The sequence below is a fragment of the Ottowia thiooxydans genome, from assembly GCF_040548795.1.
Lineage (GTDB): Bacteria > Pseudomonadota > Gammaproteobacteria > Burkholderiales > Burkholderiaceae_C > Ottowia > Ottowia thiooxydans_A.
The window spans coordinates 387,997-408,970 of the sequence record NZ_JBEPSH010000006.1 but is presented as its reverse complement, the minus strand read 5'-3'; the positions used below and the strand labels follow the sequence as shown (position 1 = coordinate 408,970).

18 protein-coding genes are annotated in these 20,974 nt (G+C 59.8%); 8 read left to right on the top strand and 10 right to left on the bottom strand.

Annotated elements, in window-relative coordinates; all coding sequences use genetic code 11:
• The first annotated feature begins 45 nt into the window (after window positions 1-45).
• Window positions 46-1,047 (top strand): type I glyceraldehyde-3-phosphate dehydrogenase, encoded by a 1,002-nt coding sequence (gene gap, locus ABIE13_RS16580; protein WP_354445397.1) that lies wholly within the window; start codon window positions 46-48, stop codon window positions 1,045-1,047.
• Window positions 1,048-1,258: 211 nt separating this feature from the next.
• Here the strand turns inward: gap and ABIE13_RS16575 are convergent, their stop codons facing one another.
• Window positions 1,259-1,972 carry a hypothetical protein gene (locus ABIE13_RS16575; protein ID WP_354445395.1) on the bottom strand — a complete coding sequence of 238 codons (714 nt, stop codon included), beginning with the start codon at window positions 1,970-1,972 and terminating at the stop codon, window positions 1,259-1,261.
• Window positions 1,973-2,016: 44 nt separating this feature from the next.
• Here ABIE13_RS16575 and ABIE13_RS16570 point away from each other — a divergent pair, with 44 nt between their 5' ends.
• The 3 genes from ABIE13_RS16570 to ABIE13_RS16560 all read left to right on the top strand — a co-directional run bounded on the left by ABIE13_RS16570 (window position 2,017) and on the right by ABIE13_RS16560 (window position 4,035).
• Complete coding sequence (locus ABIE13_RS16570) at window positions 2,017-2,433, top strand: DUF3717 domain-containing protein (RefSeq protein WP_354445621.1); 417 nt, start codon at window positions 2,017-2,019, stop codon at window positions 2,431-2,433.
• A gap of 515 nt (window positions 2,434-2,948) precedes the next feature.
• Window positions 2,949-3,662 (top strand): TerC family protein, encoded by a 714-nt coding sequence (locus ABIE13_RS16565; RefSeq protein ID WP_354445393.1) that lies wholly within the window; start codon window positions 2,949-2,951, stop codon window positions 3,660-3,662.
• A gap of 31 nt (window positions 3,663-3,693) precedes the next feature.
• Entirely contained in the window at window positions 3,694-4,035 is a 342-nt protein-coding gene (locus tag ABIE13_RS16560; RefSeq protein WP_354445391.1) for a phage holin family protein, read from the top strand.
• A 106-nt stretch (window positions 4,036-4,141) separates the two neighbouring features.
• Here the strand turns inward: ABIE13_RS16560 and ABIE13_RS16555 are convergent, their stop codons facing one another.
• Window positions 4,142-5,683 (bottom strand): M48 family metalloprotease, encoded by a 1,542-nt coding sequence (locus tag ABIE13_RS16555; protein ID WP_436278436.1) that lies wholly within the window; start codon window positions 5,681-5,683, stop codon window positions 4,142-4,144.
• Between the two features lie 174 nt (window positions 5,684-5,857).
• Between ABIE13_RS16555 and moaC the strand changes: the two genes are divergently transcribed.
• Complete coding sequence (moaC, locus tag ABIE13_RS16550) at window positions 5,858-6,376, top strand: cyclic pyranopterin monophosphate synthase MoaC (RefSeq protein WP_354445388.1); 519 nt, start codon at window positions 5,858-5,860, stop codon at window positions 6,374-6,376.
• On the opposite strand, the gene ABIE13_RS16545 is transcribed toward moaC, so the two are convergent.
• The 8 genes from ABIE13_RS16545 to ABIE13_RS16510 all read right to left on the bottom strand — a co-directional run bounded on the left by ABIE13_RS16545 (window position 6,343) and on the right by ABIE13_RS16510 (window position 17,842).
• The gene (locus ABIE13_RS16545) at window positions 6,343-7,980 is read right to left on the bottom strand and encodes a PepSY-associated TM helix domain-containing protein (RefSeq protein ID WP_354445386.1); all 1,638 of its coding nucleotides are present in this window, start codon (window positions 7,978-7,980) and stop codon (window positions 6,343-6,345) included. The two genes, moaC and ABIE13_RS16545, sit on opposite strands and share 34 nt — an antisense overlap.
• Window positions 7,977-8,285, bottom strand: a complete 309-nt coding sequence (locus ABIE13_RS16540) for a hypothetical protein (protein ID WP_354445384.1) — start codon at window positions 8,283-8,285, stop codon at window positions 7,977-7,979. The genes ABIE13_RS16545 and ABIE13_RS16540 overlap by 4 nt, the downstream gene beginning before the upstream one ends.
• Before the next feature lie 152 nt (window positions 8,286-8,437).
• A complete protein-coding gene (locus tag ABIE13_RS16535) occupies window positions 8,438-8,704 on the bottom strand; it encodes a hypothetical protein (RefSeq protein ID WP_354445382.1) in 267 nt (88 codons plus the stop codon).
• Window positions 8,705-8,825: 121 nt separating this feature from the next.
• Window positions 8,826-10,997 (bottom strand): TonB-dependent receptor, encoded by a 2,172-nt coding sequence (locus ABIE13_RS16530; RefSeq protein ID WP_354445380.1) that lies wholly within the window; start codon window positions 10,995-10,997, stop codon window positions 8,826-8,828.
• A gap of 1,408 nt (window positions 10,998-12,405) precedes the next feature.
• The gene (locus ABIE13_RS16525; protein ID WP_354445378.1) at window positions 12,406-13,881 is read right to left on the bottom strand and encodes a PglL family O-oligosaccharyltransferase; all 1,476 of its coding nucleotides are present in this window, start codon (window positions 13,879-13,881) and stop codon (window positions 12,406-12,408) included.
• A gap of 94 nt (window positions 13,882-13,975) precedes the next feature.
• On the bottom strand, window positions 13,976-15,238 hold the full coding sequence (locus ABIE13_RS16520; RefSeq protein WP_354445376.1) for a CaiB/BaiF CoA transferase family protein: 1,263 nt from the start codon (window positions 15,236-15,238) through the stop codon (window positions 13,976-13,978).
• A 5-nt stretch (window positions 15,239-15,243) separates the two neighbouring features.
• Window positions 15,244-16,242, bottom strand: a complete 999-nt coding sequence (locus ABIE13_RS16515) for a tripartite tricarboxylate transporter substrate binding protein (protein WP_354445374.1) — start codon at window positions 16,240-16,242, stop codon at window positions 15,244-15,246.
• A 10-nt stretch (window positions 16,243-16,252) separates the two neighbouring features.
• Entirely contained in the window at window positions 16,253-17,842 is a 1,590-nt protein-coding gene (locus ABIE13_RS16510; protein ID WP_354445372.1) for an acyl-CoA carboxylase subunit beta, read from the bottom strand.
• A 133-nt stretch (window positions 17,843-17,975) separates the two neighbouring features.
• Between ABIE13_RS16510 and ABIE13_RS16505 the strand changes: the two genes are divergently transcribed.
• The 3 genes from ABIE13_RS16505 (at window position 17,976) to ABIE13_RS16495 (ending at window position 20,906) form a co-directional block, all read left to right on the top strand.
• A complete protein-coding gene (locus ABIE13_RS16505) occupies window positions 17,976-18,875 on the top strand; it encodes a LysR family transcriptional regulator (RefSeq protein ID WP_354445370.1) in 900 nt (299 codons plus the stop codon).
• A 237-nt stretch (window positions 18,876-19,112) separates the two neighbouring features.
• Window positions 19,113-19,808: a GntR family transcriptional regulator gene (locus ABIE13_RS16500; RefSeq protein WP_354445368.1), complete on the top strand. Its 696-nt coding sequence runs from the start codon at window positions 19,113-19,115 to the stop codon at window positions 19,806-19,808.
• 117 nt (window positions 19,809-19,925) lie between these two features.
• Window positions 19,926-20,906, top strand: a complete 981-nt coding sequence (locus ABIE13_RS16495) for a Bug family tripartite tricarboxylate transporter substrate binding protein (RefSeq protein ID WP_354445366.1) — start codon at window positions 19,926-19,928, stop codon at window positions 20,904-20,906.
• Window positions 20,907-20,974 lie beyond the last annotated feature (68 nt).

The following is a 20,974-nucleotide window of genomic DNA, read 5'->3' as shown; positions in this document are numbered from 1 at the left end:
CATAGGAAAAGGGGGCCGATAGGTTCATCAGCAAAGGGGAAAGTTATGACCATCAAGATCGGCATCAACGGCTTCGGCCGCATCGGGCGCATGGTGTTTCGTGCGGCAGTTCAGAATTTCTCGGACATTGAAGTCGTGGGTATCAACGACCTGCTTGAGCCCGACTACCTTGCCTACATGCTGCAATACGACAGCGTGCATGGCCGTTTCGACGGAGACATCAAAGTCGAAGGCAACACCCTGGTGGTGAATGGCAAGAAAATCCGCCTGACCGCTGAAAGAGACCCAGCTGCTCTGAAGTGGAATGAAGTGGGTGCCGATATCGTCATCGAATCCACAGGCTTGTTCCTGACCAAGGAAACCGCGCAAAAGCATATTGATGCCGGTGCCAAGAAGGTCATCATGTCCGCTCCTTCCAAGGACGACACACCCATGTTCGTGCACGGTGTGAACTGCGCCAAGTACGCTGGCGAGCCCATCATCAGCAACGCCAGCTGCACCACCAACTGCCTGGCTCCTATCGCCAAGGTGCTCAATGACAAGTGGGGCATCAAGCGCGGTCTGATGACCACGGTTCACGCTGCCACAGCCACACAGAAGACTGTGGACGGCCCCAGCAATAAAGACTGGCGCGGCGGTCGCGGCATTCTGGAAAACATCATTCCTTCCAGCACGGGTGCAGCCAAGGCTGTGGGCGTGGTGTTGCCTGACTTGAAAGGCAAACTCACCGGCATGTCATTCCGCGTGCCCACTTCCGATGTCTCCGTGGTTGACCTGACTGTGGAACTGGAAAAGCCAGCGACTTACGCCGAGATTTGCGCCGAAATGAAGGCGCAGAGCGAAGGCAAGATGAAGGGCATTCTGGGCTACACCGAAGACAAAGTGGTGGCTACAGATTTCCGCGGCGATGCGCGCAGCTCCATTTTCGACATGGAAGCCGGCATTGCCCTTGACTCCACCTTCGTCAAACTGGTGAGCTGGTACGACAACGAATGGGGTTACTCCAACCGTTGCCTCGACATGGTTCGCGTGGTCAGCAAAAAGTAATCAGTCGGCCAGAGGGGAGGTAGCCACGGCGCGCTGGCGCTGAGGCTGCCTTGAACCGAGTTGTCGCACGGTTTTTGGTGTTTCAACGCTACTCCGGTGATTGGCCGGGGGCGTTTGCGAAGGGCTCTTGAAGATGCCGAGCAGGAGCTCGGCGGTCCCAGCGGTTACCAGCCAATAGCAGGACTTGCCCAGAGGCTGCTCATGTGTTCTTTCACAACCCTGCGGCATTCAACCACGCCGCCGCGCAGCCTGGGTTGCCGCCGCACGCGGCGTCCAGGCGCTCAATGGGTTCGTCCGCAAACAGCACTTGTACCGGCTTGTCTGACAGCGGTTTCCAGGGCGTTTGCGTCATCAACCACTTGCCGACAAATTCAGACACGGTGGCGCGCGCAGCCTCGCGTTGCTGGTCCAGCATAGGGGCGCTGGCAGCCTTTCTTGTAAGCGCTGCAGTGATGGATTTTTCCAGTTCCTTCATCTCTGCCGGACCTGTGAAGAGTGACCAAAGTCCTCGCGACTCTTTTTCCATGCGTCCGGTGTCAATAGCCACGGGTTGACTCGGCTGAACGCGCGGTGCGATCACACGTACGCTGCCATCCGGTTGAACACGGACGGTCCATTCAGGCGCAAGATCGACGTGGTATCGGTAGTGTGCCGGGACGCGAATACGTGAAAACGTGCTCCCCACAGGCACGCCCAGCACGCTGTGGTCTCGCGAGACCTCAAAGCTTTCCAACTGGCGAATTTCAGCGACTTCCAGCCGGCCGCCCGGCGTGCGAAGCACCACGGATTCTCCTGCGGTGAGCGGCATGGACGGTGGAGCGGGCGAAGTCCGCCAAACCAGCCACGCGAGAAGCACTGCATTCACCAGCAGAACCACCAGCAACCAGCGGCGTCGGCGTGGAGGATTTTTGGGGGTTTCAACCATTGAAGATGCGTGGGGCCATGCTCACATCTTATGATGCGGGACGCATGCCGGCTATCCACATCACCGATCTCGAATCCGCCATCAATTTCTGGCGCTCACGCAGTCCTTCGTCCGCCAGCATGGCTTTGGCGCCAGAGGCCGCGGCCCTGGCGGAGGTCTATGCGCTGGTGGTCTTTCGTCGGCAAGAAGAAATCGACGTAGAAGCCATGCCGGTGGCAGCGCGGGAGGCGTGGTTGGTCTGGTATGCCGCCACCGCTGACACGCCCTGCATCGCGATTTGCTCCACCAGCCAGGGCGACCCCATTTGCAAGGGCTGTGGCCGCACCGAACAAGAGGTGCAGGAGTGGTTGGGATTCAGTCCCTACGAGAAGCGCGTCGTCTGGCGCCGTATTACCAAAGCAGGGACCGCCTTGCGTTTCAACCGCTATGCGGAACGTGTCAGGACCACATCAGACGTTTAAGGCGTGCTAGCTCGCCCGGGTTGTTCGTAAGCGAGATGGTCAGTGCTGGCAAAGACCAGATTCGCATCATTGTGCCAAGTCATCGCTTCCGTCCGTCATCGTGCGCCTAAAAGAAAAGAAAACTATCGAATTCATTCGACTGAGGTGGTGCACTAGGGCTTTCCCGGGCTTGTCAAAATCGCATTCCGGTGATTTAATTCGCGGTTAACCGAAGGGGAGTAGCTCCCCGCCGTGCGATATCACGCGCACGGCATCGATGGGTCGTCAATACGAAAACTGGGGTTTCCCCTGGCTTTTCCGGCCCGTCGGACAGCCGCCGAACCACGCGCTTGGCTGTCGAGCAAGACCTTCGATCAAAATCCGCCTGCGCAGGTGAGAAACTTGGTCGAGGTCTATTCCGATCCATGAAGTCGCGTGGCATCATGCCCGTGTCATCTGATGTCGAATGCCTTGCCGTGTCTCAGCGTGCAGGTGAATACGAGTGTCGACCCTAATTTCACTGGAGTTTTTCGTTCATGGAACTTTTCTCAGCCCCCTGGTGGTCCGCCCTGCTGGCGATCATTCTGATTGACCTCGTGCTGGCTGGCGACAACGCCATCGTCATTGCCTTGGCCGCTCGCAATCTGCCCAAGCATCTTCAAAAGAAAGCCATCATCTGGGGCACTGTAGGTGCCATCGCGGTACGTACGCTGATGACCCTGGTCGTCGTCTGGCTGCTCAAGATCCCTGGCCTGATGCTGGTCGGTGGCCTGGGCCTGCTCTGGATTGCCTACAAGCTTATCGCTGATCAAGGCGGAGACGAGGGCGAGCATGGGCCTGGCGCAAGTACTTTCATGGGCGCCATGAAGACCATCGTGGTGGCCGATGCGCTGATGGGTATCGACAACGTGCTGGGCGTGGCTGGTGCAGCCAAGGGCGCGATGGATCTGGTGGTGATCGGCCTGCTGATCAGCGTACCTATCGTGGTGTTTGGCTCCACCATGGTGCTCAAGTTGGTTGACCGTTTCCCCATCATCATTTACGTGGGTGCAGGCGTTCTGGCCTATACAGCGGCGACGATGATCGTGAACGAGCAATTGCTCTCGCAGTGGTTCGGTACAGCTGCTGATCCTGTGCGCTGGGCTCGCTGGACTGTGGCTGCGGTGGCGGTCGTGGGCGTGTTGGGATTGGCGCGTCTCATGACGTCTAAACGCGAAAAGGCTGCGGAAGAGCAGGCACCTCAGGCCTGACAACAAGTCGCTGCTGCGTTAAGCTATCCTCATGAAACTTATTCTCAAATGGGTGCTTAGCGCTGCTGCGCTGCTGGCAGTGGCTTACTTGTACAGCGGCGTGGCCGTCAACAGCTTCACGTCTGCTTTGATTGCCGCAGCCGTGATCGGACTGCTCAATATGATTGTGCGGCCGGTCCTGGTGGTGCTGACGCTGCCGGTGACGCTGATCACGCTCGGGCTTTTTCTGTTCGTGATCAATGCGCTGATGTTCTGGGCTGCCTCTGGCGTCTTGAACGGCTTCCACGTAGCAGGCTTCGGAGCGGCGTTGATCGGTTCGTTGATCTATTCGGCTTTAGGCCTTCTCATAGACGCGGTACTCGAGCGCATATAAAGCAGCCCTATCGGGCCAGTTCGGATAAAAAAAGCCGATCTCATGGAGGTCGGCTTTTTTTTTTGAGCCCATTTTTCGCGTCCAGGCCCCCGCGAGAACAGGGCTCTTAACGCTTGGCTTCGTCCGCTCGTTGCTGTGCGAGCGCTGCTTGCGTTTCTCTCAGGCGCGCGTCAATGATGCTGGCCTCGATAAGATCGGCGTTGCCACCTGGGTTGGTGCGTGAATAGTCCTGTGCCGCCCTGAACCGATCCACAGCACCTGCCAGCTCTCTTTGAGCGACCCGCGCTTCGCCTTCAGCGCGCAACGATCGCAGGACTTGATTCTGGGCAGCGTAAGCCGCAGCCAACGCTTGCCATGCACCAGCGTCCCGTGGCCTGTCGCTGACCCATGGTTGCAAGGAAGAGCTGGCTTCGTTGGCCTGTCCGGTCTGGGTCAAGGCGGCAGCCCGCATTAATAGCTCAGGACGTCCGGCCTGGCCTTTTCCGTCAGCGGAAGCCGGAGGTTGCGAACCAGGGGGCAACAGAGTCAGTACGCGTGCGGGCTGGCCTGCCTGAAGAGCCAGTTCGGCTTGCAACAGGCGCGCTTGACGTGCGGCAGGCACGTCGCCTGCAACAGCCAAGGCCAGTTGCGTCGCCAGGGCCTGCGCGCGCGGCAGATCCCGCAACTGAGCGTGCGAGAGAGCGGCGGCATAAAGCACACCCACGCGGCGAGGCAAGGGTTGAGCGGAAAACCCGGGCCCTTCAGGTTCTGCGGCCCACGCCCTAAGCACATCCACGCCTGGCCGGCCGAGCACGCGTGAACGCGCTGCGATCAGTTGCGCCTGGAGGTCCGGCGGTGGCGCGGCGGCGGGATTCAGTCCCTGGCTGCGCTGGCGCTGTTGCATGTCAGCAATACGCTGCGTGGTCAGCGGGTGGCTGCGCAGGTAGGGCCAGTCGCCGTTGTCTGAAAGTCGGGAGGCGCTTTGCAGCTTCTCGAACATGCCCGTGAAGCCACGCGGTGCAAAACCGGCTTGTTCGAGCACGCCGTAACCAATGCGGTCGGCTTCCCGCTCCATGTCGCGCGAATAGTTAAGTTGGGCTTGGATCAATGCCGCCTGCCCGCCCACGGCGATCGCAGTGCCCGCCTGCGGGTTCTTGCTGGCCGCGATCATGCCCACGATCATGGCCGCCATCATCAGGGGTGTCTGCCGCGACTGCTGGCTGAGCATTCTGGCGATATGCCGCTGTGTGATGTGGGTCATCTCGTGGGCCAGCACGGAGGCCAGTTCGTCCCGTGTGGTCACCACGCCCACCAGCCCCAAATGAAGGCCGAAGTAGCCTCCTGGCAGCGCAAAGGCGTTGATGGATCGATCTCGCCCAAGCAGCACTTCCCAGGCAAAGCGTTCTTCCAGTTCTTCAGGCAATTCACCCCGCGCCCGCGCACCTTTGAGCAGGGCTTGCCAAATTCCGTCCACATACTCGCCCACCACGGGGTCGTCGATGTAGTCTGGATCTCGGTAGAGGTCGCGAATGATGGAATCGCCCAGCTTGCGCTCTTCCAGGGGCGTCAGCATGCCGGCATCGCCCAATGACGGCAGTCCGCGCTGAGCGGCAGGAGGGGCGGTCGTACCGGGCGTTTGGGCGTGTGCCTGGGTTGCCGCCGTCAGCATGCCAAGCGCCAGCAGTGCGCCTGGCAGAAGGCGTCCAAGTCTTGCCACCGATGCTTCTTGTTCTTTCCACCTTACCAGGGTGGCAGCAAGAACCGGTGAATTCCTATGTTTCAAGCCAACTCCATATGACGAAGGTCCACTTATGATGCCCTATCTGCATTTGTGTTCCCGCCCGTGACCAACTCAACCACACCTCTTACTCATTTTGACGCTCAAGGCCAGGCCCATATGGTCGACGTGGGCGCCAAGCCTGCCACGCACCGCATAGCGGTGGCCGGTGGGCGCATCGAAATGCTGCCCGCCACGCTGGCTTTGATTGAAGCCGGGACTGCCAAGAAGGGCGATGTTCTGGGCATTGCGCGCATTGCCGGCATCATGGCGGCCAAGCGGACCAGCGATCTGATTCCTCTTTGCCACCCTCTGGCGCTCACCCGGGTGGCGATCGAGTTCGAATACATCCGCGCTGAACCCGGTGGGACGGGCGCGGTGGCTTGTGTCGCTACAGCGGAAACCACGGGCCCCACCGGCGTCGAGATGGAAGCCCTTACAGCCGTGCAGATTGCGCTGCTGACCATCTACGACATGTGCAAGGCAGCCGATAGAGGCATGACTATTGAAGGTGTTCGGCTGCTGGAAAAGCACGGCGGGAAATCGGGCAGTTACACGGTGACTTCGCCGCCTTCGGTTCGTTGAGCCGCTGGGGCTGACCAGACGCTGTCTTTGGGCCCGTTGCGCACACGCCGGTGGGTGGCGCGCGCCATCCAGAGAAAGGCCAGCGCACCCACGAGAGCAGTGATGTCCACACTGATCAGTGCGCCATCTGCCCACAGGCCAGAGCCAGGCAGCAGCCAGCCTGTCAAGGACGAAAGTGGAATGGCTGCAGTGCACAGGGCAGACAGCCACAGCAGCGGAACAGACGAGCGCGCCGCACCGCGCAAAAATGCCCAGGCTACGCTGCCAAAGAACACCACATAGTAGATGCCCACATGCCAGGCGGCCATGTCCTGAACGCGGCCCGGCAACCACTTGGCGGCGGCGATGGTCAGTGACAGGCCCGCCACGCAACCCAGGCACACGCCTACGCTGGCGGCGGCCATCCACGCGGTGTCTCGCCGCTGTACGGGCGTGTCGCCGTCGTTCCTGCGCTGGGCCTTTCGCCGGCTTTCCACCCACAGCAGATTGCCGCTGTAGAAGAGCCATGCGCCCGCCAGCCCCAGAAGGAAATAGAGCCACCATACCGCGAGGCCGCCAAAGGAGGCCATGTGCAAAGCGAAGAAGCTGCTGATGAAAAGATTGGCCGTGCTCTGCTTGCCCGTGAGGTAATCCATGGAAAGGATCTTGCCGCTGTAAGGGTCCAGGGCGGCAAAGCCGCCTGCTGCGCGGGGAGACACCGCTTCGGGGTTGGTGCCCCAGATCCGTACTGTGGCCTTGGGACCCGTCACCTGGCCATACTGGAGCGAAGTAGGCAGAAAGCCCGGTGACGCCTGTTTGACGATCTGCGTCAATTGGGTGGGGGTGAGCATCTGCGCTGGATTGAGCGGAGGTGCGTCGCTAGGCGGGGCTGGGCGCGGGCTGTACATCTCGCTCCATTTGCCATCGAACACGACTTTGTCCTGCACGTCGTAGATCTGGTCATGGTAGGCGAAGACCACGGCGCTCAAAGCCATGACAAGGTGGAAAGGCAGGCTGACAATGCCCACCACGTTGTGCGCGTCCAGCCACATGCGCTTGAGGTTCTTGCCCACTCGCAGCGCAAAGAAATCCTTGATCAGCGAAGGCAATAGCACGATGAGGCCGGATATCAAGGCCACGAAGTACAGCCCGGAGATCACGCCCATCACCCACCGGTTGAGATCTGAATCGACTGGCAGGCCCACCACGCGGTGCAGCACATCTATGAATTCCACCAGCCGCGATGGGCGGGGCTCATTGACCTGCACGTTGCCATCTGGCCCCAGCATGGCAGAGAAATGGCGCACGGCGCTTTCGTCGTGGTCATCTGCATTCGGGTCCTTGACTTTCCATTCCACGAGAGGAACGGCCTTGTCACCTTCCAGCCGAACCGTGAACGCTTTGGCCGCAGCCGGCGTAGAGGCCGCCGTCTTGGCGATCAGTGTTTGGACTTCATCCATCGGTACCGTGGGCACAATGGCGGCAGGCGGTGTGGACCAGATCCGCAGCGGTTCCTTGAACACCGTCAACGCGCCCGCATAGAACGCGATGAACAGGGCCATGCCACTGACGATGCCTGTCCAGGTATGGACAGATTTGTAGGTTCGAATGGTGTCGGCTTTCATGATCCGCTTCCTGTACGAAGAAGCCACCAGACGCCCAGTGCCAGGAGGTTCAACCCTCCCAGCCCTATCCAGGCGCGCAGGCCGCTGGCAAAAAGATACACCAGCGAAAGAGCCGTCAGCCACACCAGGGGTACCAGCCACATGGCCAGCTGCCCACTCACGGCCAACGACATGCTGGGCAGAATAGCCATGAGCACACCACTGCAAATGATGGCCAGACTCAAGCCCAACAACAGTCCTGCCAGAGTCTTGGATATCCAGTCAGGTTGGGTCGGCTTCGGTTTTGGTTTGGATAACGTGGTCATTTTTGCTTTTAAGTCAGGTGTTGCTGCGAGTCAGTGGAGGCTGAAACGAGCCTGTGCGCTGGACGCCTTTACCCTCACTCTAACCCTCTCCCGCAGGCGGGAGAGGGGATAAAGCCTGAAGGCCGCGCGATAGCGACACAGGGGGGACCATCTCAACCTCGGCCACTCACCAAGGCCCCAACGTAGGGCAGCACGGACAAGGCCAGCATCAAAGTCGTCACGAGGGCGAACGCCGTGGTTAGAGGTCGCATGTCCTGTGCGAAAGCCAGCCAGCTTGCAACCAGCAGGCCCAGGCACGCCGTGTACGCCAGCCCGGAAGGCCAAGCCTTGGCCCACAGTTTCTGGTGGGGTGAGGCTGCATAGAAGCACAGGCAAGCCAGAGTGCTCAAGATCAGGCCGGCAATGGTAAATAGGGACATGAAACTTCAACTCCATCAAATGACAAACCCAGCTCGCATTCGGCTGGGCTGGATTTGCAGCTGTTAGCTCAATCTCAAACGCACATCCCATGGAATGTGCGTCGGGCTCATGAGCTTTGCGTCAGAACGAGACGGTGGCCGATACCCGGAACGTCCGTGGTGCGCCTGGCATCACGAAGCCGTCGCTGAAAATGCCGCTCCAGTACTTCTTGTTGGTCACGTTCTCCACGCTGGCGTTCAGGCGCACAGGGGTCCCGCCCACCTTGGTTTCATACCTGGTGACCAGATCCAGGCGGTTCCATGAGGGCACGCGGATCTTGTTGGCGGAATCAGCCCATTGCGCTCCCACGTGGATCAAGCGGCCGCCCACGGACCAACCGCGTACGGGGGTATCCCAATCCACACCGATACGAGCGCGGAGCTTGGGCACGCCATAGGTTTGCAGGCCTGTGTTGATCTGGCTGGACTTGATGTATTCGACGCCGCCGAGCAAAGAGATCGTCGAAGCAATCTTGCCAAAAGCGCTCCATTCGAAGCCGCGCAGACGTTGCTCGCCGTCCATGACCTGGAGGTTGGCGCTGTTGGTGATGATCGAAGGCTTTTTCACCTGGAAGGCACTGAAGGTGTGGGTGGTTTCACCCAGTTGTACTTTCACACCCACTTCGCCTTGTTTGGTGTTCATAGGCGCCAGAGTTTCGCCCTGGTTGGCAAAGCCCACGCCGACAGTCCTGCCTGGCTCGAGCCCCTGCGTGTAGTTACCAAACAGAGAGATGTTGTTACCCCAGGGACGGACCACGACGCCGAGCATGGGTGACACGCGGCTCTTGCTGTAGTCCGAATCGACGCCGTTCACCTTGGGCGTCTTGACTTGCTGGTAGCGCAGGCCACCAGTCAACAGCACCTTGTCGTCCGCGAAGCTCACGACATCGGCGATGGCCAGCGAGCGGAATTCATTTTCCGTCGTGTAGTCTTTGAAGACCGGTGCCGCAGGGAACGTGGGTGTCACCGGGTTGTACATATTGGTGTTGGTGCAGTAGTTGCACGCCGTGTTCACAGTTCCTTCCTTGTGCTGAAGGACGTTGGCCGACAGCTGCAGGCGGTGCTGGACACTGCCGGTATTGAACTTGCCAATCATGCCGGCCTCGGCCGTGCGTCGCTCCGACTTGGTGTGCACGTTGTAGATGGCGCCCCGGGTGGTGCCATCGGCGCCGGTCACGAAAGCGCGGGTACCGAAGAGCAGGCCCTGACCTTCGGCTTCTGAGCCACCAAATGCGAAATAACCTTGCCAGTTCGGCGTGAAGTCGACTTCGGCGCGTGCCAGCAGGCCGCTGTTTTCATATTTACCGTGGGTTTCACGGAACATGTTGGTGTCACCTCTGGGAGGTGAAAGCAGATAGCCTACGCCGGGAATGGATGCATTGCCCAGGAAGTTGAACATGCCGGGGCTGCCGTTGCTGATCTTGTTGACGCTGTTGTAGACGTCCAGAGAAAAGCGGGCCCTGTCGCCCAGGTAATCGAGGCCGAGTGCAGCCACGCGGCGGCCCTGGCTCTCGTCCTTGGCGCCCATCTTGCCGTCGCCGTAAACGCCGTTGAAGCGCACACCCAGGCGCTGTTCAGGACCGAAACGCTTGGCCAGGTCGGCGTGCAGCTGGAAATAGGAGCCAGAGACGTAGGTCGTGGTCAGGTCGGCAATGGGCTGGGAAAGCGCACGCTTGGTGACCATGTTGACCGAACCTGCCACGCTGGCCAGCGGGGGCATGCCCGATAGCAGCACGTTGGGGCCGCGCATGACTTCCACGCGCTCGAACATCTCGATAGGCACGGAGTTGGCAGGCGCAATTCCGTACAGGCCGTTGGTGGCAATGTCCATCGCCGTGACGTCCAGGCCGCGCAGGTTGAAGTTCTGCAGCAGGTGGCCTTTGTTGGTCGTGAAAACGACCGCGGCTTCGTTTTCCAGCACATCCTGAAGTGACAGGGCTGACCAGTCTTCTGCCAGTTCACGTGTGTAAGCATTCACATGCACAGGGGCATCGACGATGGACGTCGCACCTAGAATGCCCAGGCGAGCACCCTTGGCGGCTTTGCGTCCTGGAGCCAGTGTGGGCAAATCTTCGCGCTCGTATTTGTCGCGAATGGTGACTTGTTGCAGTGTGCTGGTGGCTTGGCCTTCAGCCTGTGCGGCAGGCGCTGGCGCTTGCGCCGTCTGGGCCGTCACACTGGAAGTTGCGCCGGTAGCCAGGAGGGCTAGAACGATAGAGTTGAACCGCAGCTTGCGGAGAGATGCTTTTTGCATGGTAGCCAATCCTCCCTACTAATCTCAATAGGTATTAATGATAATCATTCTCAATTCTATTGGAGTTGGGAGGATTCGATACACAACCTGTTGCGAAAAAGACGCAAAAGTAGCGGTAAAGTTTCTGCTGGACGCTAGTGATGCCCAGTCAGCAGGGGTGATGCTGAGCGTGTGTAACGCCTGCAACGGACTTTGATGGAATGTCCGCTGCGGAGACTGGATCAGTTATCGACCAGACCGGTCTCTACGCAGTGCAAGGAGGGCAATGGCCTGCGCTGTGTCAAGCCATCAAGGCCAAGCCGCCAGGGCGGCGGCAGGCGGGCGGCTGAGAGCGGATGTCCGCCGGGGGGTGCTGCCTGGACAGCGATGAAGGCGCAACGGGCGAAGTCTGAATCGCTGCCAACGCCGAGTCCGTGCGCTGGACAGGTGCGGGTCAACACCGCAGTTTTACTTGACCCATCTGAGCGTGAACGCGTGCCTTGACTGCGGCTGCGGTCTCTCGAAGAATCCGGAAGATAAATGGGGCAGGGCTTCCGCGCGGCGCTGGCCACTGGCTTCGCGTCTTGCCTGGATTTCTGCTTCCGTGAAAGCGCGTTCGGCGTTAAGAATGAGTCGCTGAATCTCTCGATCCCGCTGGGCTGGGGACATTAAACGCATGGGAGTTACCTCGGGCTGATCGGTAGTGTTTCGTTGAAGTCATGAACGCGTTCCTAGGTTGGCGGGCGGCCTGAGGGTGCTGGTGAAACGAGTGATCAATGAGGCCCGCAATGGGTCGTATCTACATTCGTTGCAGCCGACTTTCCCTTCGCCGTCCACACACCTTGTAAGTAACGGGGCCGACAGGAGAGTTCCATCGGTCTTGTGAGTTGGGTCGTTCGTTCAGCAATCCACGTGTGACGCGACGATGCGTCAGCGCAAACGCTTTTCCGGTCTTCCCTGGGAGCGCCAAGCTCCAGCTTGGCAATTCGGGGGGCTCTGCGGACGCTGCGATGCCAAGCTGGAGCTTGGCGCTCCCAGGGGGAAACAGCCGGGATCCAAGACCGAGTTTGTCGGGGTGGCGCTTCAGCAGCTTCTGCGCAAGTGCCGGAGGCGTTCGGTATTTCCTGGGAGCGCCAAGCTCCAGCTTGGCAATTCGGGAGGCTCTGCGGACGCTGCGATGCCAAGCTGGAGCTTGGCGCTCCCAGGGGGGAAACAGCCGGGATCAAGGACCGAGTTTGTCGAGGTGGCGCTTCAGCAGCTTCTGCGCAAGTGCCGGAGGCGTTCGGTATTTCCTGGGAGCGCCAAGCTCCAGCTTGGCAATTCTGGAGGCTCCACTGACGCTGCAATGCCAAGTAGGCGAGCCCCCCGGCGGCAGCGCGTTCAGGCTAAGCGCCTGCCGGGAAAGATGAGCCTTCTGCCGCCCAGAGTCCTAAGGAGGCAAGATCTCGGTAGCCAGCGCGTTGATCTCCGTCCATGCCTTGTAGGGGGCAGGAAACGCGGCGCGAAAGCGCGCCATATGAGCCAACGCCAACTGGTCCTGCTCGAGCATGGACGCACTCTCGATCACCTTGGTGATCACGCGCGGTTCGGGCGAAAAATGAAGCGATGAAAGAGCCAGGTGAAGCACGCGGGGAGCACTCTCACGGGTGAGCGGCAGGGTGGTAACTTCAGCGAAGCCGACCACGCCGGAGAACAACCAGGAACGATGCGCCTGGCCCAGGGTGTTGTCTTGGTAGGCTGCGGCCCGTTCTTCAAACGGCACAAACAGCTGGCTGATGCGGTGGTAGTCCCATGCTGCGTACACCACGGCGACCATCATGGCTGCGGCCGCCGCGTTGCGCCAGTTCGCTGTCCCGTTGTGAATGGCGGTTTGCTTCGGTTTCCATAGCAGCCAGATACACAGCGCGGCGGCTATCTGAAAGGGCCCGTACCACAGCGGATACTCGACCATGCTGTGGATGGCGACCGCCCCCAATACTCCCCAAGCCAGTTGCCGGGTGGGGTCAGACTCGTTCCACGGCTTGCTGCGCCACACCAGCCAGGCCGCCAGTGAGCATGTCAGCAGAGCCACAGGCACGCCCAGTTCCACGGCCAGATGCAGCGGCAAGTTGTGCGCATTGTCCAGAATGTGGCAAAAACGCGGGCCGTCGTACAGAGTGATGTAATGCGCGTAATCGAGCTCACCCCATCCCCAGCCAAACCAGGGTTTCTGTCCAATCAGGTGCAGTACGTTGTTCCACAGGATAAGGCGACTGCCGCAGGTGGACTCGGCGTTGCGCAGGCGATCGAGCACATCGCGGCCGGCCACGCCTTCTGCGTTCTGGATAAGTACGGGCAGCGCCATAGCAGCAAGCACGAAAACAGCCAATGCTGCGATAGCCACCAACAGCCGCCGGCGTCCGCCCGCCACATGGCGTGACCACCACAGCACGACCACGCCAAGCACAGCCAACTCGACCAGGCCTACGCGGGATGCAGTCGCCGCCAATGCCACGAGCAGCAGCGTCGCCATCCAGCTGGCGTTCAGGGCAGCCAACCGGTGCATTTGCAATAACCAGCGAAGCGCCAGCAGGCCGATGATCAATAACGTGGCAAGCTGGTTGGGCTGACGCAAGTTACCAAAGGCCTGCCCTGGTTGGGCAATGTTGACTACGGGGTAGAGTGGCAACTCAAGATCAAAGTACTGAAGCAATGCAATCAGGCTGCTGAGCAGCGCAGCGGCCAACCAGCTCCAGGCCACCATGGCGGCCCCATCTGCCCTGTCACGAGCCGGCCAGATGGCCAGAAGCAAGGCACCCATGCCGGCCGAAGCCAGATAGGGGACCATGGTGGCGGCAGGGCCGGCGGTGATAGGCCAGAGCCAAGGCAGGGCAATGAGAACGGCACTCAGAAAACGAAGAGGCATGAAGCGATTGTGCCAAGCCCGCAGAATGCTTATTTATTCTTCGCGTCTTCCCCGTTGCCGCCGGCTAAAGAGTACACAACGGTCGCTTGGATGCTCAGGTGCTTGGGGTGGTTGCAGGCGCCAGGTCGGCGGCCGCTCCCCCGCACCAGACGGCACGTGAGGCTGCAAGCTTGGCCACCTCCATGTCGCTCATTCCCAGTTCCCGCATCAATACGTCGCGCGTGTCACCGCCAATGTCTGAGCCCGCCTTCGTGACTTTTCCGGGCGTACGGGACATTTTGGGGACCACGCCCGTCATGGTGACTTGCCCCAGTTTGGGGTGCGGCATGCGCAGCAGCATATCGCGTGCTCGATAGTGTTGGTCCTCAAAGATATCTTCGATCGTGTTCGCACGCGATGTGGGTACTTCGGCTTCCATGAGTAGGCTCAGTACCTCATTGGCATTGCGCTCCAAGGTCCAGGTCGTGACCAATGCATCGACTTCCTCCACCCTCGCACCCCGTGCGCGCTGAGTCCCATAACGCACGTCCGAGACCCATTCGGCATGGCCCATGGCTGTTGCCAGACGTTGAAATATGGCGTCGTTGTTGGCAGCAATCAAGACCCATTGACCATCCTTGGTCGGATACAGGCTGTTAGGCGCGGTGTTCATCAGGCGTGAGCCCTGGCGTGTAGGGATGACCCCGGTGCGTTCATAGGAGGGCACGGCTTCTTCCATCTGCGAGAACGCGCTTTCATACAACGCCACGTCTATCATCTGTCCCAGGCCGCTTTGCGTGCGCTCATACAAAGCCATCACAGCACCGAAGGCGGCGTACACAGCGGTCAGGTAATCCGTCGTTGCAAGCGCGCAGCGTGCCGGCGGTCGATCGGTGTCACCCGTGAGATGGCGTACACCGGCCACGGCTTCGCAGATGGCGCCATAGCCTGGGAGGTCGCGGTACGGGCCCGTCTGTCCATAGCCGCTGATCCGCACAGTGATCAGGCGCGGGTTGCGTTTTCGCAGCAAGTCCTCGCCCAGTCCCAGTCGCTCGAGCACACCAGGTCGGAAGTTCTCTACAAGGATGTCAGCCTTGTCCAGCAACTGAAGCGCGATGTCGCGTCCTTCGGGTTTCTTCAAATCCAGAACGATGGCGCGCTTGTTGCGGTACATGGACGTCGCATAGAGCGATACGCCGTCCACCTGAACCCCGAAGTTGCGGCCAGGATCGCCCTCAGGCAACTCGATCTTGATCACATCTGCGCCAAAATCAGCGAGTAGCCGGGCGCATACGGGGCCGGCGATCGTTGAGCACAGTTCCACCACCCTGAGGTTGCCAAGAGGGCCTTCCTGGGCTTGGTTGGTAGTCTCGCTCATGGCGCTTATTGTTTAGCCAACTTCAGTTGACGCAGGATTGCGCGCATCTCAATGAGTTGCGCTTCTGCCAGTTGTTGCGCGGCCGGCCCTGTGACCAGGCGTGGGGTCCATTGATTTCGCTGTACGAAGGCCGTCCATTCTGGCGTGCTGGTCGCGCGGCTTAGCGTATCTGCCCAGAAGGCGAGCTGCTCCGAGCTAAGGCCTGCTGGCGCGGTAATCCCCTGCATGGAGGCGAAATCCGCATCAATACCTTGCTCTTTCCAGGTGGGTGACTGGGAGAATGCGCCCCCGAGACGCTGCGGGGATGAAATCGCGAGCAAGCGAATCTTGCCAGCCTCAAGCTGGCCCACTAGATTGGCCGTTGTGGCAGCGACGACATCCACATGGCCACCGAGCAGAGCCGTGATCGATTCAGCGGAGGACTTGAAAGGCGCTACCGTCATGTTGGCGACGTCAACGCCTGCGGTCATCAGGGGCTTGGCAGCGCCGATGTGGATATGGTTTCCCAGCGCTGTGGCAACGGCGAAGCTGACTGAGCGGGGGTCCGCGCGCATCTTGGTTACCAGATCATTCGCGCTCTTGAGCGGTGAGTCAGAACGCACTGCCAGGCCGACATATTCGTTCACAAGGAAAGCCAATGTCGTGTACTTGGTCGTCGGCGACTCCTTCCAGTCCCCGATGACATAGTTGGTCAACCACTGCTGTGACCAGGATGCCAGGTAATGTGCATCGCCATGATGTTGCGTGAGTCCGTTCAGCGCGATCAGGCCGCCTCCTGCAGGGCGGTTGTAGACGACCATGCCTGGCGATTGGGGGTTTTGTTGCTCAATGATGTTCTTGAGCATTCGCGCGACCTGGTCCAGGGACCCGCCGGCACCCGCGCCGACAGAAAATTCTATGGGTTTGCTGGGCTTCCAGGATTGTGCGTGAGCATGCACGAGTGGTAGAAAAGTGCAGATGCCCACAGTCAATGTTGTAGCGAACAGCTTTATGGTTTTCTTCATGGTTGTCTCCTTAGCGAAATGTGCGCGTGCGAATGCCGGTCTGCCCCAGCGTCACCCCATGGGCGTCTTGAATCCAGCCACTCAAGATGGTCCGGGTCTCCCGCGGCTTGATAATGTCGATGACACCGAAGCGCTCAGCGGTTCGGAAGGGTGAGCTCAGTTGCTGGTAGTAGGCTTCCAGTTCGGCTTGACGCTGCTCGGTGTTCTCCGATTCGTCCAGTTCGCGCTTGTAGGCGGCTGCGACCCCTCCCTCAATGGGAATGGAGCCCCAGCGTGCTGTAGGCCATGCGAACCGATGCAGCAAGGCATAACCATCCGGCCCGTGCTGTGGGCCATGCATTTGGCCGCCCACGCCAAATGACCTGCGCAAGATAATGGCGCACCAAGGGACTTGAGACTGCTCAATCGCGGAAACGGCGCTGATGGCCGCACCCAGTGTTCCCGCTTTCTCTGCATCGCTGCCGAACATCACACCGGGTTGGTCGACGAAATTGACGATGGGCAAGTGAAAGGTGTCGCAAAGGTCTACAAAGCGCTCCAGCTTGCGCGCAGCCTGGGCTGTCAGCGCCCCGCCCATCACGCGTGGATCGTTGGCCAGAATTCCGACCGCGAAACCGTCCAGTCGTCCCAGCATGGTCACCGTGGATCCGCCGAAGCTTCGGCCCAGCTCGAACAACGATCCGGTGTCAAAGACCGACTTGAGAATTCGCCGCACATCAAAGATCTTGCGTGTGTCCAATGGAATGGCGTCATCGAGCGACGCATCGGCTCGGCGAGGTTCATCATTAGCCTGCACGCGGGCTGGAACGCTCCAGACGTTGCCCGGCATGAATGAGAGAAAGCGCCGCACCTGGTCAAAGGCGTCCTCTTCAGAATCAGCCGCATTCGTGACCACGCCACTCATTCGCGTGTGAACCTCCGCCCCGCCCAAGGCCTCCTTGTGGATGTCTTCACCGATTCCGCGCTTGACAACCGGTGGTCCGCCAGCGAAGAGCTGGGCCATGCCGCGCACCATCACTGAGAAATGCGACATGGATACCTTGATGGCACCCAGTCCGGCGCAAGCACCAAGGGCCACCCCGACGACGGGCGCCTGCGCCAACAGAGGCATCCAGGGCCAGTTCGGGTAGCCAGGGATCTTGGTGGACTGGTTCTGCTCAAGTATCTTGACGCTGCCTCCGGCGGATTCAACCAGGCGAACAATGGGTAGGCGCATCTGATGCGCATAGCGTTCGGCGTAGATCCATTTGTCCGACACCGTGGATTCGGAAGAGCCTCCACGGATGGTGAAGTCGTCAGCAGAAATCACTACGCGGCGCTGTTGGATGGACCCGGTTCCCATGACTGAATTCGCGGGTGAAAACGACAGGAAGCTACCGCTCTTGTCGTAAGTGCCTTTGCCGGCCAGCGTGCCCATTTCTGCGAATGAGTCCGGGTCGAGCAAGCGGTCAATCCTTTCGCGCGCGGTCAGCTTGCCCAAAGAGGCCTGCTTGGCGACTCCTTCAGAGCCTCCCATTTGCATGGCAGCGGCGCGTCGCACATCAAGTTCGGCAATGGGGCCTGGCAGATCGGGTGTGCGGTTGTCTTGTTTCGTGCTCATCGTTTGCTTGTGTGATCCGGACGTTTGCGAAAGGCAGCGCGAGGGGCTCGCCTTCTTGCGAATCAAGTGTCGAATACGGGAAGTTCAGCTACAAGCTAAACTTTTCTACCGATTCATGAGTTAAAGCAGAAGAATGAGCAATGTGACCCTGCGTCAGCTTCAAGCTTTCGCGACCGTGGCTGAGCTCGGCAGCTTCGTGCGGGCAGCAGCCGTCATGCATATCACGGCATCGGCGCTGAGTACGATGATGGCAGAGCTGGAGCACACGGTTGGCCTTCGGCTGCTGGACCGCACTACGCGCCGAGTGAGTCTGTCGGCAGCGGGGGAGCGGTACTTGCCTTATGCGCAAAACCTGCTGAGGGGCATGGAGACGATCAACCGCGTCGCGGTAGAGTTGCGCAGCCAACTGTCGGGTCGCGTGCGCATTGCGACCAGTCAGGTCATTGCGTGGACTCTCATGCCGCCCTTGCTATTGGCGTATCGGAAACTCCGGCCCGATGTGCAGCTGGAACTCATGGATTTGCCCGTTGATGACATCCTCCCGGCCCTGGAGAGCGGGAGAGCCGACCTGGCCATCATTTTGCCGACGGATCCCGGTCCCGAACTGCAGGCTGAAACGCTTTTCAAGACCCCTGTCTTTCTGGTTTGCCACTCAGGCCACCCCTGGGCGGGGCGCAAAAGTCTGCGCTGGGCTGAGGTCGTTGGAGAGCCCTTGATTTTCACGGGCGTCGACACGTCTCAACGCATCAATGCTGTCCTGCCAGAGAGCCTGAGGGTGCAGGCCACTACCCAGGTAGACCATGCAGGCACCGCCATGGCTCTTGCCGCCAGCGGCCTGGGCTGCGCCATCTGCGCGGAATACGTGAGGCCCCTGACCAGGATGCATCGTCTGAAGATGATTGCGTTGGTAGAACCTATCGTGAGCAGGGAGTTCGCCCTGTATACGTCCAGACGGAGGTCACTGGCGCCCGCTGTCGCAGGGTTTCGCGAGTTCCTCGTTGAACAGATGGGAGCTAAAAAGCGGGGTGCCTAGTCGGTTTAAATGACGCCTCGCGGCCCCTTTGCACCCGTCTGCGGCGTCAAGAGTTTTCGCAACGCAGTAGGCATCCCTGCGTTCTTCGTAGCCTAGATGCCGCCCTTGCCCCCACAAGTTTCCAACTCAATGGCCCTTGCGCAGAGAAGCTGAGCGCGCTAGCCTTCCGATAGGGTCCCAGGGTTTACCCCATGAATATGGCGCGTAAGATCGTATACGATTAGTCGAAACAATCGTATGAACTATCTGCTCCCCCATCTCAGCACCGATTTCTCCGAGGTAAGGGATACCACCCTCGGGGCGCTGGTGCGGCATCGCCTGCTGTCCAAGATTCTTTCCGGGGACCTCACGCCGGGCCAGGTTTTACGTGAGCCGGAGATTGTTGAGGAACTCCAGGTCTCCCGAGTCCCGGTGCGAGAAGCGCTGAAGCAACTGGAGAGCATGGGTCTGGTGGTCGCACGCAAGAACCGCGGCGTCAGTGTGCGGACCTTGACCGATAAGGAGGTCAGTGACCTTTACGCCTTCCGAGCTTTGCTGGAGGGATTTGCCGGACAGCAGATCAGTTTGCGGGGGGCGGCTGAGCGCACGGCATTGGCGGCGCGGCTGGATCTTTTATGCGGTGAGATGGACGACGCCATTTCCCAGGACGATGCCAAAAAGTACTACCACAGCAATCTTCGATTTCACTGGGCTTTCATTGAAGTGCTCGGGAATGAAGAAATCGAAAACACCTACCGCGAAATCACGCAGAAGCTGCACCTGGCCCGTTTCAAGAATTTGCAGGATCTGGCGCATCGAAAGCAATCCAACGATGAGCACAAATTGATTGTGGCTGCGCTGCGTGATGCAGGGACGCCGGCAGTGCCCAAGTCTTGCGCGGCCCTGTTGGAGGCGCACGTCAAGCAGGCGCTGGTGCGTTTGAGGCAGATCTAGCGCTCTGAGTCTGGTGAGGTCACCGGAGCATTCAGACAGGCCAGCGAAGAGTCATGTTCCTGCCCGAGAAGCGGGCAGGTTCGGCTACCGGTTTCAACGATAAAAAAGGAGACAAACATGGATCGACGTTCATTTCTAGCTGGTGCGGGTGCGGGCGCTGTTGCATTGGCTGCACCGGGCATGAGTTTGGCCCAGGAAAAATTTCCGGCACGCCCCATCAATTTTGTAGTGCCGGTGGCCGCGGGGGGTGGCAGTGACTACGTGGCCCGTGCGACGACGACAGAGTGGGGCAAGACTCTTGGAACTTCGTTCGTGGTGGAAAATCTGGGCGGCGGCGGTGGCGTGGTGGCCTGTCAAAAGACCATGCGTGCCAAACCCGATGGATATACGCTGATGCAGGGCTACGTCGCCACGTTGGGCACCGCCCCGGCGACCCGACAGCTGCCATATGACCCGATCAAGCACTTCACCTCAGTGGGCATGATCGGGGGTACGCCCAATGTTCTGGCGGTCGACGCGAAGCTGCCCATTCGCACCTACGACGAGTTTCTCAAATACGTCAAGGACAATCGGCACACCAACTATGGCTCGGCAGGGGCAGGCTCGCTGACCCACCTGCTGATGGAGTTGCTCAAGCAAAGGGCAGGGTTTGCTTCTGAACACATCGCGTACAAGGGCATTGCGCCGGCTTTCAACGACATCATGGGCGGATCTACGCAGTTCATCTTTCCCGGTCTTGCAGCCGCCGTCCCCCATGCAATGGGTGGCAAGGTGCGCCTCCTGGCCGTAACGGGCAAACAACGCAGCAAGCGTTTCCCGGACGTGCCCACATTCGAAGAATTGGGTGTCAAGGGATTTGACGATGTTCTTCAGTGGTATGGCGTTTCGGGGCCGGCCGGCATGCCGGCCGATATCGTGACGACGCTCAATACCTCTCTGAACAAGGTCCTGGAGAACCCCGCGCTTGAAAAAACGCTCGCTATTGAGGCGATTGTGCCCATGCCGATGTCGGCGGCTGAGTTCGATGCCTACGTGCGCACTGACCTTGAGCGCTGGCAACGGATTGCGAAGGCGCAAAACATTCGCCTCGATTCCTGAGTTCCAACCACCGCGTGCGGCATGGTGCCATGCGCGCTTCTACGTTTTCCATTTTTATTGCACAGACA

Excerpts from the sequence above, each read along its gene's own strand:
- ABIE13_RS16575 (WP_354445395.1), bottom strand. The coding sequence starts at position 1,972 with ATGGTTGAAACCCCCAAAAATCCTCCACGCCGACGCCGCTGGTTGCTG.
- ABIE13_RS16525 (WP_354445378.1), bottom strand. The coding sequence starts at position 13,881 with ATGCCTCTTCGTTTTCTGAGTGCCGTTCTCATTGCCCTGCCTTGGCTC.
- gap (WP_354445397.1), top strand. The coding sequence starts at position 46 with ATGACCATCAAGATCGGCATCAACGGCTTCGGCCGCATCGGGCGCATG.
- ABIE13_RS16505 (WP_354445370.1), top strand. The coding sequence starts at position 17,976 with ATGAGCAATGTGACCCTGCGTCAGCTTCAAGCTTTCGCGACCGTGGCT.
- ABIE13_RS16535 (WP_354445382.1), bottom strand. The coding sequence starts at position 8,704 with ATGTCCCTATTTACCATTGCCGGCCTGATCTTGAGCACTCTGGCTTGC.
- ABIE13_RS16540 (WP_354445384.1), bottom strand. The coding sequence starts at position 8,285 with ATGACCACGTTATCCAAACCAAAACCGAAGCCGACCCAACCTGACTGG.
- ABIE13_RS16500 (WP_354445368.1), top strand. The coding sequence starts at position 19,113 with ATGAACTATCTGCTCCCCCATCTCAGCACCGATTTCTCCGAGGTAAGG.
- ABIE13_RS16520 (WP_354445376.1), bottom strand. The coding sequence starts at position 15,238 with ATGAGCGAGACTACCAACCAAGCCCAGGAAGGCCCTCTTGGCAACCTC.
- ABIE13_RS16530 (WP_354445380.1), bottom strand. The coding sequence starts at position 10,997 with ATGCAAAAAGCATCTCTCCGCAAGCTGCGGTTCAACTCTATCGTTCTA.
- ABIE13_RS16565 (WP_354445393.1), top strand. The coding sequence starts at position 2,949 with ATGGAACTTTTCTCAGCCCCCTGGTGGTCCGCCCTGCTGGCGATCATT.
- ABIE13_RS16555 (WP_436278436.1), bottom strand. The coding sequence starts at position 5,683 with ATGCTGACGGCGGCAACCCAGGCACACGCCCAAACGCCCGGTACGACC.
- ABIE13_RS16510 (WP_354445372.1), bottom strand. The coding sequence starts at position 17,842 with ATGAGCACGAAACAAGACAACCGCACACCCGATCTGCCAGGCCCCATT.
- ABIE13_RS16495 (WP_354445366.1), top strand. The coding sequence starts at position 19,926 with ATGGATCGACGTTCATTTCTAGCTGGTGCGGGTGCGGGCGCTGTTGCA.
- ABIE13_RS16560 (WP_354445391.1), top strand. The coding sequence starts at position 3,694 with ATGAAACTTATTCTCAAATGGGTGCTTAGCGCTGCTGCGCTGCTGGCA.
- ABIE13_RS16515 (WP_354445374.1), bottom strand. The coding sequence starts at position 16,242 with ATGAAGAAAACCATAAAGCTGTTCGCTACAACATTGACTGTGGGCATC.
- ABIE13_RS16545 (WP_354445386.1), bottom strand. The coding sequence starts at position 7,980 with ATGAAAGCCGACACCATTCGAACCTACAAATCTGTCCATACCTGGACA.
- ABIE13_RS16570 (WP_354445621.1), top strand. The coding sequence starts at position 2,017 with ATGCCGGCTATCCACATCACCGATCTCGAATCCGCCATCAATTTCTGG.